The organism is Pseudomonas shirazensis (assembly GCF_050496565.1).
GTDB lineage: Bacteria > Pseudomonadota > Gammaproteobacteria > Pseudomonadales > Pseudomonadaceae > Aquipseudomonas > Aquipseudomonas shirazensis_A.
The window spans coordinates 212,248-226,742 of the sequence record NZ_JBNWAE010000007.1; the positions used below are offsets into that span (position 1 = coordinate 212,248).

Here is a 14,495-nt window from a genome sequence, read left to right on the forward strand (position 1 = left end):
TCCGGCGTTTTGCTGTCTGGCGTCAGCCGCGTTTACGCTGCGGCAGCACATCCTTGAGCTTGCTGTGCATGCTGCGCACGGCCTTCTCGGTCGCGCTCCAGTCAATGCACGAGTCGGTCACCGAAACACCGTACTGCAGGTCGGCCAGGTCTTTGGGAATTGACTGGCAGCCCCAGTTCAGGTGGCTCTCGACCATCAGGCCGATGATCGACTGGTTGCCTTCCAGGATTTGGTTGGCAACGTTTTCCATGACCAGTGGCTGCAGCGCCGGGTCCTTGTTGGAGTTGGCGTGGCTGCAGTCGACCATGATATTGGCCTTGATCTTGGCCTTGGCCAGATCCTGCTCGCACAGCGCAACGCTGACCGAGTCGTAGTTGGGCTTGCCATTGCCACCACGCAGCACCACGTGACCATAGGCGTTGCCTTTGGTGGTGACGATGGAGACGCCGCCTTCCTGGTTGATGCCGAGGAAGCGGTGCGGCTTGGAGACCGACTGCAGGGCATTGATGGCCACGGTCAGGCCGCCGTCGGTGCCGTTCTTGAAGCCGACTGCTGACGACAGGCCCGAGGCCATCTCGCGGTGGGTCTGGGATTCGGTGGTGCGCGCGCCGATCGCCGACCAGCTGATCAAGTCCTGCAGGTACTGCGGCGAGATCGGGTCGAGCGCTTCGGTAGCCGTTGGCAGGCCCATTTCCGCGAGGTCCAGCAGCAGCTTGCGGCCAATGTGCAGACCGTCCTGGATCTTGAACGAGTCATCCAGGTACGGGTCGTTGATCAGGCCTTTCCAGCCGACAGTGGTACGCGGCTTCTCGAAGTACACGCGCATCACCAGATACAAGGTGTCGGAGACTTCAGCAGCGAGCACCTTGAGGCGTTCGGCGTATTCGTGGGCGGCTTTGATGTCGTGAATCGAGCAAGGGCCGATCACCACGAACAGGCGGTGGTCCTTGCCGTCGAGAATATTGCGCACCACTTCGCGGCCGGCAGTAACGGTCTGCAGGGCCTTGGCGCTGAGAGGGATTTCCTTCTTGAGCTGATCAGGGGTGATCAAGGTCTCGTTGGAGGCAACGTTTAGGTCATCGATCGGTAAATCAGCCATCGTGTTACTCGTCAGGTCACGGGTGCCGGCCGCCAACAATCCCCGTGCGGCCCAGCAGCAGATTGTTCGCAGCGGGGAGGCCGAACCTTAGCGCGTTACAGGGGGCGCGACAATGGGCTGAGGCGAGCTAATAAAGGGTGGAAACGCAACCAGCTGACGCACCGCCGTCCGTAGGAGCGGCCTTGTGTCGCGAAAGGGTCGCGCAGCGGCCCCCAATTACAGCTCCGCCGCCGCCATTGCCGGGCCAGCTCCGCTGGCCTTTCGCGACACAAGGCCGCTCCTACAGTACAGCGGCGTAGCTGGACGGCACAGCGTCCGGGCGCGGCGCTGCTAAGCTGAAATTGCTCTGCCTTGGCGGCAGGGCAGGAGGCCGAATGATTCGTTCCATGCTGTATGCCACCGACCTTGGGGTTTATGCACCGTTTGTCATGCAGCATGCCCTGGCGCTGGCGCGAACCTTCAATGCGCAGCTTTATGTCATTCATGCAGTCGAGCCGATGGGCCAGTTCGCCGAATCGCTGCTGCAGAGTTATCTGGATGAGCAAACCCTGGATCAGTTGCACAGCCAGGGCGTCAACACGGTCATGGCCAACATCGAGCAGAAGGTGCTGGCCAGTTTTCGTGAGGAGCTCGGCGAGGACGCCGACCTGGCGGTGATTCAAGCGGTCAGGGTGCGCCAGGGCGACCCTGCGCAGGTCATTCTCGAACAGGCCCAGCGCTTGAGCGTTGACCTGCTGATCTTCGGCAGCCATACCCACGGGGCAGGGGTCGATGTGCCCATCGGGCGCACAGCGGTGCGGCTGCTGCAGTTGTCGTCGGTGCCGGTCTATATGGTGCCGCTGGCGCAGCATCTGGGGCGTAGGAAATTGTGAAATGCGGCGTAGGACATTTCCCACTCATGTAACAAAATAGTTCTAGATTTATTACATTAGCCACTAATATAGTTATATATCGTCGCTGCCTGCTGCTGGTGACTTACCGCAGAACCGAGGGAAACCTATGAAGCTTCAACAACTGCGCTACATCTGGGAAGTGGCGCACCACGACCTCAACGTCTCCGCAACAGCGCAGAGCCTGTATACCTCGCAGCCGGGGATCAGCAAGCAGATCCGGCTGCTCGAGGATGAGTTGGGCGTCGAAGTTTTTGCACGCAGCGGCAAGCACCTGACCCGCGTTACTCCAGCCGGCGAGCGCATCATCAACACCGCTGGCGAGATCCTGCGCAAGGTTGAAAGCATCAAACAGATCGCTCAGGAATTCTCCAACGAGAAGAAGGGCACCTTGTCGATCGCCACGACCCACACCCAGGCGCGTTACGCGCTGCCGCCAGTGATCAGCAGCTTCATCAAGCAATACCCGGATGTGTCCCTGCACATGCACCAGGGCTCGCCGATGCAGATCGCTGAAATGGCAGCTGACGGTACCGTCGATTTCGCCATCGCCACCGAGGCGCTGGAGCTGTTCGGTGATCTGATCATGATGCCGTGCTACAAGTGGAACCGCTGTGTGGTGGTGCCGCAGGGACACCCGCTGGCCAAGCTACCGAAACTGACCCTGGAAGCGGTTGCCGAATACCCGATCGTGACCTACGTGTTTGGTTTTACTGGCCGCTCCAAGTTGGATGAAGCGTTCAACCATCGCGGCCTGACCCCGAAAGTGGTGTTCACCGCAGCCGATGCCGACGTGATCAAGACTTACGTGCGCCTGGGCCTGGGCGTTGGCATCGTGGCTGGCATGGCGGTCGACGCCAAGCTCGACAGCGACCTGGTGGCACTGGATGCCAGTGAGCTGTTCGAAGCCAGCGTGACCAAGATCGGTTTCCGTCGCGGGACCTTCCTGCGTGGCTTCATGTGCGACTTCATCGAGAAGTTCGCCCCGCACCTGACCCGTGAAGTGATGGCCAAGGCGATTCAGTGCCATAACAAGCAAGAGCTTGAAGAGCTGTTCAACGGGGTTGAACTGCCGGTGCATTGATTGGTTGGTGACGGAAGCCGCTCCTACAGGAACCGCGCAATCCCCGTAGGAGCGGCCTTGTGTCGCGAAAAGGCCGCAAAGCGGCCTCACTCCAGGCGCCGCGCACTACGCCTTGGAAATAATATTCCCCGCGTGCAACCCACACTCCTTCTGCGTTGCCTCTTCCCACCACCAGCGGCCTTCGCGCTCATGCTGGTTAGGCAACACCGGCCGGGTGCACGGCTCGCAACCAATGCTGATGAAGCCACGTTCATGCAGGCTGTTGTACGGTAGTTCCAGCATGCGGATATAACCCCACACTTCTTCACTGCTCATCTGCGCCAACGGATTGAACTTGTACAGGGTGTGCTCGGGCGTTGAAAACGCAGCATCGATTTCCAGTGCCGCAACCTGGCTGCGGGTGCCAGGGCTCTGGTCGCGACGCTGGCCTGTGGCCCAGGCGCTGACTGTGCCCAGCTTGCGCCGCAGCGGTTCGATCTTGCGAATCCCGCAGCACTCGCCATGGCCGTCCTTGTAGAAACTGAACAGGCCTTTCTCTTTGACCAGTGGTTCGAGCTTGGCGCGGTCGGGGCTGAGGATTTCGATTGGCAGGTTGTACTGCTCGCGGACCTGATCGATAAAGCGGTAGGTCTCCGGGTGCAGCCGGCCGGTATCCAGGCTGAACACCTTGACCTGCTTGTTGAGCTTCCAGGCCATGTCCACCAGCACCACGTCTTCGGCGCCGCTGAAAGAGATCCACAGGTCATCGCCAAAGTGCTCGAAGGCGAGTTTAAGAATGTCCTGGGGGGACTTGCTGGCATAGCTTGCAGCCAGGGTGGCAACGTCGAAGGCTTGGCTCATCAGGCGGTTTCCATCGGGTTTATGGCGCTGTGCGCTCGTAGTCGGCAAATGGTAACAAAAATTGGCAGGGCAGGCCGCTTGTGATGGCCCGCGCCGCTGCTCAGAGCCCTTGCAGGGTCTGCAGCAATACCCGCACCTTGGCGATCGACTCTTCGTATTCCGCCTCCCAGTGCGAGTCCGCCACCACCGCGCCGCCGCCCCAGCAGCAGGCCTGGCCATCCTTGATCAGCACGCTGCGAATGGCGATCGAGCTGTCCATTTCGCCGCGCACATCGATGTACAGCAGCGAGCCGCAGTACAGCGCACGCCGGGTGGGTTCCAGCTCGTCGATGATCTGCATGGCGCGGATCTTCGGTGCGCCAGTGATCGAGCCGCCGGGGAAGCTATCGCCGAGCAGGTCGAGCGAGTCCTTGCCGGCGGCCAGGCGGCCAGTGATGCTGCTGACCAGATGGTGCACGTTGGGGTAGCTCTCCAGGCTGAACAGCTCGGGTACCTTGACCGTGCCGGTCTCGCAGGTGCGCCCCAGATCATTGCGCAGCAAGTCGACGATCATCAGGTTCTCTGAGCGGTCCTTGCTGCTGGCAAGCAGCTCGGCGGCGTTGCGTGCGTCTTCCGTCGGTTCGCTGGAGCGCGGCCGGGTGCCCTTGATCGGGCGGGTTTCCACTTCGCCCTGGCTTGCTCGCACAAAGCGTTCCGGCGAGAAGCTCAGCAGGGCGCTGCCATCTGCCAACTGCTGGTAGCCGGAGAACGGCGTAGGGCAAGCCTTGCGCAGCGCCTGATAGGCCGCCCACGGGTCACCCTGGCAGGGTGCGCGAAAGCGCTGGGTCAGGTTGATCTGGTAGCAGTCGCCGGCCTTGATGTACTGCTGCACACGGTCGAAGGCCTGGCGATAGTCATCGGGCTGCAGATCGCCGCGCATCGGCGCGAGCAGGCTGAATGTGCCGGGCGCATCCTCGGCCGCAGTGCTGAACAGCGCGATCAGCCGCTGCTGCTCGCCTGCTGCAAGGCTTGGATGAAACACCAGCTGGCTGGTGCCCAGCAGGTGATCGCTGACCAAGGCCCAGGCGTACAAACCCAGTCGCGCGTCAGCCAGGCCGAGGTCGTCGCGGGCCTGGCACGGTAGCTGCTCGAGGCGCCGGCCAAAATCATAGCTGAGATAGCCGATCAAGCCGCCGGCGAAGGGCAGCTCGACGCCGTCCGGCAGCTCGGCGCGGCCCAGCCGGCTGAGGCTGGCGCGCAGCCGTTGCAGATACGCCCGGCCATCCTCATCGCCTTGGGTTTGCAGGTGCTCGACTGGCCAGGCACTGAGCAGGTCGAAGCGGCCACGTTCAGCGCCGGGGCGGGCGCTGTCCAGCAGAATCGCGCCTGGGGCCTGGCGCAGGCTTGCGAACCACACGGCCGGGTCGGCTTGATAGGGCAGGGGATAAAGCGTACAGGTCGGCATGCGAATGAACAGCACTGAAAAAACGAGGAGGCGATTGTAGGCTGCTCATGCCGAGCGGCCTAGTCCCGGCTGCGACATCCGCAGCCGGGGTAGCGCAGTGGAGCTGCTCGCAGCCCACTGGGCAGGCACTGCTCAGTTGTGCGAAGGGACGTGGCCAAACAGGTTTTGCGCAACCCGCACACGCTGCTCGGCATCTTCGCTGATGCCGTCTTTGGCCAGCGCTTCGATATGCGCTTCGATGGCATGGGTGCGCTGGGTCAGGCCGCAGTCGTTGGCGATCTGGATGTTCAGGCCCGGGCGGGCGTTGAGCTCGAGAATCAACGGTCCCTTGTCCTGGTCCAGTACCATGTCGACGCCGATGTAACCCAGCCCGCACAGCTCGTAACAGCCTGCGGCGAGCTTCATGAAACCGTCCCAGTTGGGCAGCTGCACGCCGTCTACCGAGTTGGTGGTATCCGGGTGTTTGCTGATGATGTTGTTCAGCCAGGTGCCGCGCAAGGTAACGCCAGTGGCGAGGTCAACACCCACACCGATGGCGCCCTGGTGCAGGTTGGCCTTGCCGCCCGACTGGCGGGTAGGCAGGCGCAGCATGGCCATCACCGGGTAGCCCATCAGGACGATGATGCGGATGTCCGGCACACCTTCATAGCTGATGCTCTTGAAGATCTGGTCCGGCGTTACCCGGTACTCGATCAGCGCCCGGTCGCGGTGGCCGCCAAGCGAATACAGGCCAGTGAGGATACTCGACACCTGGTGTTCGATTTCCTCGTGGCTCATGATCTTGCCCGACACCGTGCGGTAGCGATCCTCGAAGCGGTCGGCGATGACCAGGATGCCGTCACCGCCGGCGCCCTGGGCCGGCTTGATGACGAAGTCGCTACGCCCGCCGATGATCTCGTGCAGCTTGTCGATCTGCTTCTCGGTCTCGATCACGCCATACATTTCCGGCACATGGATGCCGGCGGCGATGGCGCGTTCCTTGGTGATGATCTTGTCGTCGACGATTGGGTACAGGTGGCGCTTGTTGTACTTGAGGACGTAGTCCGCATTGCGCCGGTTGATACCCATGATGCCCCGGGCCTCCAGGGCTTTCCATGTCTTGATCAGTCCGAACATCAGGCGTCAGCCTTCTTCAGGAATGCCTTGAAGCGCACCAGCTCGGTCAGGCGGTAGCCGCGGTAGCGACCCATCGCCAGCATGAAGCCCACCAGAATCAACAGCACTGCAGGGAAGGTGAAGACGAAGTACACCAGCTCCGGCACCATCATCAGCAGGTGCGCCAGGGAGGCTGCGAACAGGGTGCCGATGGCAACTTTCATGGCATGGCCACCGCCACGTTCTTCCCAGGTGATCGACAGACGTTCGATGGTCATGGTCAAAATCACCATCGGGAACAGCGCTACCGACAGCCCGCGCTCAAGGCCCAGCTTGTGGCTGAACAGGCTGATGGCCGCGATCAATACCACGACAAAGGTCAACACCACCGAGAGTCGCGGCAGCATCTGCAACTTGAGGTGCTCAAGGTAGGAGCGCAGCGACAGGCCCAGCGCGGTAATCACGGTAAACAGAATGATGCCGAAGCCCAGTTGAGTCTCGCGGAAGGCCAGGGCGATCAGTACCGGGGTAAACGTACCCAGAGTCTGCAGGCCGATCAGGTTGCGCAGCACCAGGATCACCAGCACGCCAATCGGGATCATGACCATGATCATGAAGGTCTGCTGGGTTTGCAGCGGCAGGCTGTACAGCGAGTATTCGAGGAAGTCGGCGTCGGTGTTCTCGTCGGTCAGCTTGGCCAGGCGGATGGCGTTCATCTCGCTGTTGTTCATGCTGAAGGTGACGTTGGCTTTTTTGCCGCCATCGACGGTGATCAGGTTGTCGTCGCCGGTCCACCACAGCAGGCGATCGCTGGGCAGGCCTTGCTCGCCGGTGTCCGGGTTGAAGTACAGCCAATCGTTGCCGTTGAAGCTGCGCAGCCACAGTTCAGGCGATTGCGGGGTGTCGGCAACCAGGCGAATGGTGTGGACCTTTTCCATCGGCACGTGGGCGATGGACAGCAGCAGGTCGATGACCTTGGCCTTGTTCATGGCCGAGGTGTCGCCGGCCAACAGCAGCTTGACGTTGTCGTCGTTGAGGTTGTTGACCCGCTTGATGGTCTCGCCAACGAATGTCTCGACGTCGGCCGAGTGCTGGCGAATGGGCGCCATCAGCGCTTCGGCAGCAATCTTCTCAGGCCCCTCGACAGCCTTGCTGTCACGGAAGGTCGGGCCTTTGATGGCGATCTTTTCGTTGCTGTAGCGCTTGGTCAGCACCAGACGGTAGTACAGGGTCTGATTGCCATTGGCGCGGCGCGCCGACCAGGTCACCTTGCGGTTGCCATCGGCGCGGTTGACGCTGACGCCATAGTTGTTGGAGATGAAGCTCTCGTTGAGGCTGACGTAATCGCGGCTCAGCGGCGGCACGAACATCTGCACCTTGACTGGATCCTTGGCACTGGCGACGAACTCGACCTTGGCGTCGATGTTCCACAAGTCGTCGGTTTCGTCTTCGGTCATCGGAATGCCGAGGAAGAAGATCTGATAGGCCGTGACCGCCACGCCCAGCAACACCAGCACGGTGATGAGGACTTTGAGGTGAAGGGTGAGAGAGCGCATCGGGATTACTCTGCTTTGGGAGCGTCGGTGGCACAGGCAGGTTTGCCGGCCGCGTATTTGAGGCTGGGGTCGACCAGCGCGTCGAAGTCTTTCAAGGCCTCGGAGCCGATCAGCAGCGGGAACTGGAACGTGCTGCGATCGGTGAGGTTGACTTCGATGGTGCGCAGGGCTCGGCCCATGCAAATGTTCAATTCGATGACTGGGCGGGCGGTGTAGGCCTTGCCTTCGTCGGCATTGTAATCACCGGCACGCCGCTTGATCTTGCTGACCCGGGCCAGCGGCCGTTCGATCGGGTGCGAATGAGCGGTATCGATGGCCAGGTAGAAGCGCACCCAGCTTTCGCCGTTGCGCTTGAAGCGCTTGATGTCACGGGCACTCAGCGAGGCTGTCTTGGCGCCGGTGTCGAGCTTGGCCGCAACCTCGAGGTCGAGGTCATTCAAGTGGGCGTACTCGTTCAGGCCGTACACGGTCTTCTCGGCTGCGTGGCCGAAGGTCGGCAGCAGGGCAAGGCAGAACAACAATAAAACGGGTGTAAGTCTCATAAATCCTGGCGCGATGCTGTGCTGGGTTCAGGGCAAGGCGACTGGCCAAGCATCCTTTTGATCTGTCGACACTTATACAAATGACTACACAAATGACATACGACGACAGGCGGACTGTTGATGCCCCCTAAGGGAAGCGCGGCATTCTATCACGGCGACGTCTTGACGCCAGCGCGTCGCAATCTGACAGTGCTGGCGCGCTTTAAGTTCGCCGTTAGACGATTGTCGACAATGTGCATTTTTGCTTTGACTAATGGGGTTGGTTTAGCTAGTTTTATGGCTATTGACGTTCAAGGTGTCGACAATATGCTGGACCTCAGCCAAGCCCCGCCGACCATTGTGGAAGAAAGCGAGACGCTTTCGGAAAACGTCTTCCGGCGGATCCAGGCGGCCATCGTCAAAGGCGAAATCGCCCCAGGCAGCAAGATCTCCGAGCCAGAGCTGGCGCGCACCTACGGCATCAGCCGGGGCCCATTGCGCGAAGCCATCCACCGCCTCGAAGGCCAGCGCTTGCTGGTGCGGGTGCCGCATGTCGGCGCTCGCGTGGTATCGCTGAGCCACGCCGAACTGATCGAACTGTACGAGATCCGCGAATCGCTCGAGGGCATGGCCTGTCGGCTGGCCGCCGAGCGCATGAGTGCGGCCGAGCTCGACGAGCTGCGTCGGGTGCTCGACACCCACGAGCGCGATGCCGCGTTCCAGGCTGGGGTGGGCTACTACCAGCAGGAAGGCGACTACGACTTTCACTACCGCATCATTCAGGGCAGCGGCAACCAGACCCTGGTGCAGATGCTCTGCGGCGAGCTGTACCAGCTGGTGCGCATGTACCGCATCCAGTTTTCCGCCACGCCCAACCGCCCGCACCAGGCCTTCGCCGAGCATCACCGCATCCTCGATGCGATTGCCGACCGCGACGGCGAGCTGGCCGAACTGCTGATGCGCCGCCATATCGGCGCCTCCAAACGCAATATCGCGCGCCACTATGAAGGCGCAGACAACAACAGCCCACGAGGTGAGTCATGACTGTGAAGAGCACGCCAGGCCAACGTTTCCGCGACGCGGTTGCCGCTGAACATCCTTTGCAGGTGGTCGGCGCGATCAACGCCAACCACGCGTTGCTGGCCAAACGCGCCGGGTTCAAGGCCATCTACCTCTCCGGTGGCGGCGTCGCCGCCGGCTCGCTCGGCCTGCCAGACCTGGGCATTACCGGCCTGGATGATGTACTCACCGACGTGCGCCGGATCACCGACGTCTGCGACCTGCCGTTGCTGGTGGATGTCGACACCGGCTTTGGCGCTTCGGCATTCAACGTGGCGCGCACCGTGCGCTCGATGAACAAGTTTGGCGCCGCGGCCATTCATATCGAAGATCAGGTCGGGGCCAAGCGTTGCGGCCACCGGCCGAACAAGGAAATCGTCACCCAGCAGGAGATGGTCGACCGGATCAAGGCCGCCGTCGATGCGCGCCTGGACGACAGCTTCGTGATCATGGCGCGCACCGACGCGCTGGCAGTTGAAGGCCTCAACGCGGCACTGGACCGCGCCGCCGCCTGTGTCGAAGCGGGTGCCGACATGATCTTCCCCGAGGCGATCACGGAACTGGCGATGTACAAGACCTTTGCCGAGCGCGTGCGGGCACCGATCCTGGCCAACATCACCGAGTTCGGCGCGACTCCGCTGTACACCACCGAACAACTGGCAGCCGTCGACGTGTCGCTGGTGTTGTATCCGCTGTCGGCGTTCCGCGCCATGAACAAGGCAGCGGAAAATGTCTACACCGCACTGCGCCGCGATGGCACTCAGCAAAACGTCATCGACACCATGCAGACTCGCATGGAGCTCTACGATGCCATTGGCTACCACGCCTTCGAGCAGAGCCTCGATGCGCTGTTTGCCCAGAAAAAAGGCTGAGACTTAGCAGCCACCCGGATTAGCCAGCAATTCCATAACAAGTTCAATAAAGGAGAAGCCCCATGGCCGAAGCAAAAGTACTCAGTGGCGCAGGCCTGCGTGGCCAGGTGGCCGGCCAGACCGCGCTGTCGACCGTTGGCCAGGCCGGTGCCGGCCTGACCTACCGTGGTTACGACGTGCGTGACCTGGCAAAGCATGCCGAATTTGAAGAGGTTGCTTACCTGTTGCTGTACGGCGAGCTGCCCAGCCAGGCCGAGGTCAGCGACTACAAACGCAAGCTCAAGGGCCTGCGTGATCTGCCACAGGCGCTCAAGGAGGTGCTGGAGCGCATCCCCCGCGATACCCACCCGATGGACGTCATGCGCACTGGCTGCTCGATGCTCGGCACGCTTGAGCCGGAGCTGACCTTCGACACCCAGCGCGACAAGACTGACCGCCTGCTGGCGCTGTTCCCGGCGATCATGTGTTACTGGTATCGCTTCAGCCACCATGGCGTGCGCATCGACTGCAACAGCGATGAAGACACCCTCGGCGGGCACTTCCTGCAACTGCTGCACGGCAAGAAGCCGAGCGAGCTGCATGTCAAGGTGATGAACGTCTCGCTCATTCTGTACGCCGAGCATGAGTTCAACGCCTCGACCTTTACCGCTCGGGTCTGCGCTTCGACCTTGTCTGACCTGTACTCCTGCGTCACCGCCGCGATCGGCTCGCTGCGTGGCCCGCTGCATGGTGGCGCCAACGAAGCGGCGATGGCCTTGATCGAGCGCTTCCAGAGCCCGCAGGAAGCCACCGCCGAGCTGCTGCAGATGCTCGAGCGCAAGGACAAGATCATGGGCTTTGGTCACGCGATCTACAAAGAGTCCGACCCGCGCAACGAAGTGATCAAGGGCTGGGCCAAGCAGCTCGCTGATGAAGCCGGCGACACCGTGCTGTATCCGGTTTCCGAAGCGATCGACAAGACCATGTGGGAGCAGAAGAAGCTGTTCCCCAACGCCGACTTCTACCATGCCTCGGCGTATCACTTCATGGGCATTCCGACCGAGCTGTTCACGCCGATTTTCGTCTGCTCGCGGCTGACTGGCTGGGCGGCGCATGTGTTCGAGCAGCGTGCCAACAACCGGATCATTCGCCCGAGTGCGGAGTATGTCGGGGTTGAGCAGCGTGAGTATGTGCCGATAGAGCAGCGTTGAGGCTGCGGGTGTTTGGGGGCGCTTCGCGCCCCTATCGCGACACAAGGCCGCTCCTACAGGGGACTGCGATGCTTTTTGTAGGAGCGGCCTTGTGTCGCGAAAGGGCTGCAAAGCAGCCCCCAGCCGTACCAAACCAATACCGTGAGCCTGATAACTATATGAACAGCACCTTCCGCAAGGCCCTGCCAGGCTCCGGCCTGGACTATTTCGATGCCCGCGCAGCGGTCGAGGCGATCAAGCCCAGCGCCTACGCAGGCCTGCCGTACACCTCCCGCGTACTCGCCGAGAACCTGGTGCGCCGCTGTGACCCGGCCACCCTCAACGCCTCCCTGGAGCAGTTGATCGAACGCAAGCGCGATCTCGACTTCCCCTGGTTCCCGGCGCGGGTGGTGTGCCACGACATTCTTGGCCAGACCGCCCTGGTCGACCTGGCCGGCTTGCGCGACGCCATCGCCGACAAGGGCGGCGACCCGGCCCAGGTCAATCCGGTAGTACCCGTGCAGTTGATCGTCGATCACTCCCTGGCCGTCGAATGCGGTGGCTACGATCCGCAGGCTTTCGAGCGCAACCGCGCCATCGAAGACCGACGCAACGAAGACCGCTTTCATTTCATCAACTGGACCAAGAAAGCCTTCAAGAACGTTGATGTGATCCAGCCCGGCAACGGCATCATGCACCAGATCAACCTGGAGAAGATGTCGCCGGTGATCCACAGCGAGCGCGGCGTAGCCTACCCGGACACCTGCGTCGGTACCGACAGCCACACCCCGCATGTCGATGCGCTTGGGGTTATCGCGATTGGTGTGGGCGGCCTTGAAGCCGAGAACGTCATGCTCGGCCGCGCTTCGTGGATGCGCCTGCCGGAAATCGTCGGCGTCGAGCTGACTGGCCGCCTGCAACCGAACATCACCGCCACCGACCTGGTCCTGGCCCTGACCGAGTTTCTGCGCAAGCAGAAGGTGGTCGGCGCCTACCTGGAGTTCTACGGCGAGGGCGCCCGCGCGCTGACCCTGGGCGACCGCGCCACCATCTCCAACATGGCCCCGGAATATGGCGCCACTGCGGCGATGTTCGCCATCGACCAGCAGACCATCGACTACCTGCGCCTGACCGGCCGCGAAGAACAGCAGGTGCAGTTGGTCGAGAACTACGCCAAGGTCGCCGGCCTTTGGGCCGACAGCCTGGTCGACGCGGTTTACGAGCGTGTCCTCAGCTTCGACCTGTCGAGTGTGGTGCGCAACATGGCCGGGCCGTCCAACCCGCACGCCCGCGTGGCCACCAGCGAGCTGGCGGCCAAGGGCATCGCCGGAGCCTGGCAGGATGTGCCTGGGCAGATGCCGGACGGCGCCGTGATCATCGCCGCCATCACCAGCTGCACCAACACCAGCAACCCGCGCAACGTGATTGCCGCCGGCTTGATCGCGCGCAACGCCAACCGCCTTGGCCTGACCCGCAAACCGTGGGTCAAGTCGTCGCTGGCGCCGGGTTCCAAGGCGGTCAAACTGTACCTGCAGGAAGCCGGGCTCGAGCATGAGCTCGAGCAGCTGGGCTTTGGCATCGTCGCCTTCGCCTGCACCACCTGCAACGGTATGTCTGGCGCGCTCGACCCGGCAATCCAGCAGGAGATAATCGACCGCGACCTGTACGCCACCGCCGTATTGTCGGGCAACCGCAATTTCGACGGGCGCATCCACCCGTACGCCAAGCAGGCGTTCCTCGCTTCGCCGCCGCTGGTGGTAGCCTACGCTATTGCCGGGACCATCCGCTTCGATATCGAGAAGGATGTGCTGGGCGTGGTCGACGGCAAGGAAATCCGCCTCAAGGACATCTGGCCCAGCGATGCCGAGATCGACGCCGTGGTCGGTGCCGCGGTCAAGCCCGAGCAGTTCCGCAGCGTGTACATCCCGATGTTCGCCATCGAAGAAGACACCGGGCCCAAGGTCCCGCCGCTGTACGACTGGCGCCCGATGAGCACCTACATCCGTCGCCCGCCGTATTGGGAAGGCGCCCTGGCCGGTGAGCGCACCTTGCGCGGCATGCGCCCGCTGGCGGTGCTGCCGGACAACATCACCACCGATCACCTGTCGCCGTCGAATGCGATCATGCTCGACAGCGCCGCTGGCGAATACCTGGCGAAGATGGGCCTGCCCGAGGAAGACTTCAACTCCTACGCAACCCACCGCGGCGATCACCTGACTGCCCAGCGCGCCACCTTTGCCAACCCCAAGCTGTTCAACGAAATGGTGCGCAAGGCCGATGGCAGCGTGCAGCAGGGTTCGCTGGCGCGGCTTGAGCCGGAAGGGCAGGTGGTGCGCATGTGGGAAGCGATCGAAACCTACATGCAGCGCAAGCAGCCGCTGATCATCGTTGCCGGTGCCGATTACGGCCAAGGCTCGTCACGCGACTGGGCCGCCAAGGGCGTGCGCCTGGCTGGGGTCGAGGCGATCGTTGCCGAGGGCTTCGAACGCATTCACCGCACCAATCTGGTCGGTATGGGGGTGTTGCCGCTGGAGTTCCAGGCCGGCACCGATCGCAACACCCTCGGCCTCGATGGCAGCGAAAGCTACGACGTGCTCGGCCGGCGCACCCCGCGGGCGACCCTCACCCTGGTGGTCACCCGCCGTAACGGCGAGCGCCTCGAGGTGCCGGTGACCTGCCGGCTGGATACTGCCGAAGAGGTTTCGATCTACGAAGCGGGCGGGGTGCTGCAGCGCTTTGCCCAGGACTTCCTCGAAGCTACCGCCTGAGTACCGAGGCCGCTGTGCGGCCCTTCGCGGGTGAACCCGCTCCCACAGGGTTGGCGCGATGCCTGTGGGAGCGGGTTCACCCGCGAAGGGGCGCGCAG

At 62.3% G+C, this 14,495-nt stretch carries 12 protein-coding genes; 6 read left to right on the forward strand and 6 right to left on the reverse strand.

Features of this window, described 5'->3' with window-relative positions; genetic code table 11:
- Positions 1-22: 22 nt before the first annotated feature.
- Positions 23-1,099, reverse strand: a complete 1,077-nt coding sequence (locus ACQZ2L_RS12800; protein ID WP_150569846.1) for a 3-deoxy-7-phosphoheptulonate synthase — start codon at positions 1,097-1,099, stop codon at positions 23-25.
- A 374-nt stretch (positions 1,100-1,473) separates the two neighbouring features.
- Between ACQZ2L_RS12800 and ACQZ2L_RS12805 the strand changes: the two genes are divergently transcribed.
- Both ACQZ2L_RS12805 and cysB read left to right on the forward strand, forming a co-directional pair.
- Positions 1,474-1,971: a universal stress protein gene (locus ACQZ2L_RS12805; RefSeq protein ID WP_103437954.1), complete on the forward strand. Its 498-nt coding sequence runs from the start codon at positions 1,474-1,476 to the stop codon at positions 1,969-1,971.
- Between the two features lie 127 nt (positions 1,972-2,098).
- The gene (gene cysB / locus ACQZ2L_RS12810; protein WP_101321031.1) at positions 2,099-3,073 is read left to right on the forward strand and encodes an HTH-type transcriptional regulator CysB; all 975 of its coding nucleotides are present in this window, start codon (positions 2,099-2,101) and stop codon (positions 3,071-3,073) included.
- Positions 3,074-3,178: 105 nt separating this feature from the next.
- Here the strand turns inward: cysB and ACQZ2L_RS12815 are convergent, their stop codons facing one another.
- The 5 genes from ACQZ2L_RS12815 to ACQZ2L_RS12835 form a co-directional block, all read right to left on the reverse strand.
- Positions 3,179-3,913 carry a phosphoadenylyl-sulfate reductase gene (locus tag ACQZ2L_RS12815; RefSeq protein WP_430326341.1) on the reverse strand — a complete coding sequence of 245 codons (735 nt, stop codon included), beginning with the start codon at positions 3,911-3,913 and terminating at the stop codon, positions 3,179-3,181.
- A gap of 100 nt (positions 3,914-4,013) precedes the next feature.
- Positions 4,014-5,357, reverse strand: a complete 1,344-nt coding sequence (pabB, locus tag ACQZ2L_RS12820; protein ID WP_430326463.1) for an aminodeoxychorismate synthase component I — start codon at positions 5,355-5,357, stop codon at positions 4,014-4,016.
- 132 nt (positions 5,358-5,489) lie between these two features.
- Complete coding sequence (locus ACQZ2L_RS12825) at positions 5,490-6,473, reverse strand: alpha-L-glutamate ligase-like protein (RefSeq protein ID WP_430326343.1); 984 nt, start codon at positions 6,471-6,473, stop codon at positions 5,490-5,492.
- Positions 6,473-8,008 carry an inactive transglutaminase family protein gene (locus ACQZ2L_RS12830; RefSeq protein ID WP_430326345.1) on the reverse strand — a complete coding sequence of 512 codons (1,536 nt, stop codon included), beginning with the start codon at positions 8,006-8,008 and terminating at the stop codon, positions 6,473-6,475. The genes ACQZ2L_RS12825 and ACQZ2L_RS12830 overlap by 1 nt, the downstream gene beginning before the upstream one ends.
- 5 nt (positions 8,009-8,013) lie before the next feature.
- A complete protein-coding gene (locus tag ACQZ2L_RS12835; RefSeq protein WP_103437951.1) occupies positions 8,014-8,550 on the reverse strand; it encodes an ATP-dependent zinc protease family protein in 537 nt (178 codons plus the stop codon).
- A 306-nt stretch (positions 8,551-8,856) separates the two neighbouring features.
- On the opposite strand from ACQZ2L_RS12835, the gene ACQZ2L_RS12840 reads away from it, so the two are divergent.
- The 4 genes from ACQZ2L_RS12840 (at position 8,857) to acnD (ending at position 14,397) form a co-directional block, all read left to right on the forward strand.
- Complete coding sequence (locus ACQZ2L_RS12840; RefSeq protein WP_430326347.1) at positions 8,857-9,573, forward strand: GntR family transcriptional regulator; 717 nt, start codon at positions 8,857-8,859, stop codon at positions 9,571-9,573.
- Entirely contained in the window at positions 9,570-10,460 is an 891-nt protein-coding gene (gene prpB, locus ACQZ2L_RS12845; RefSeq protein WP_181087580.1) for a methylisocitrate lyase, read from the forward strand. The genes ACQZ2L_RS12840 and prpB overlap by 4 nt, the downstream gene beginning before the upstream one ends.
- 62 nt (positions 10,461-10,522) lie before the next feature.
- The gene (gene prpC / locus ACQZ2L_RS12850; protein WP_430326349.1) at positions 10,523-11,650 is read left to right on the forward strand and encodes a bifunctional 2-methylcitrate synthase/citrate synthase; all 1,128 of its coding nucleotides are present in this window, start codon (positions 10,523-10,525) and stop codon (positions 11,648-11,650) included.
- Positions 11,651-11,808: 158 nt separating this feature from the next.
- Positions 11,809-14,397 (forward strand): Fe/S-dependent 2-methylisocitrate dehydratase AcnD, encoded by a 2,589-nt coding sequence (gene acnD / locus ACQZ2L_RS12855; RefSeq protein WP_430326351.1) that lies wholly within the window; start codon positions 11,809-11,811, stop codon positions 14,395-14,397.
- The last annotated feature ends 98 nt before the right edge of the window (positions 14,398-14,495 follow it).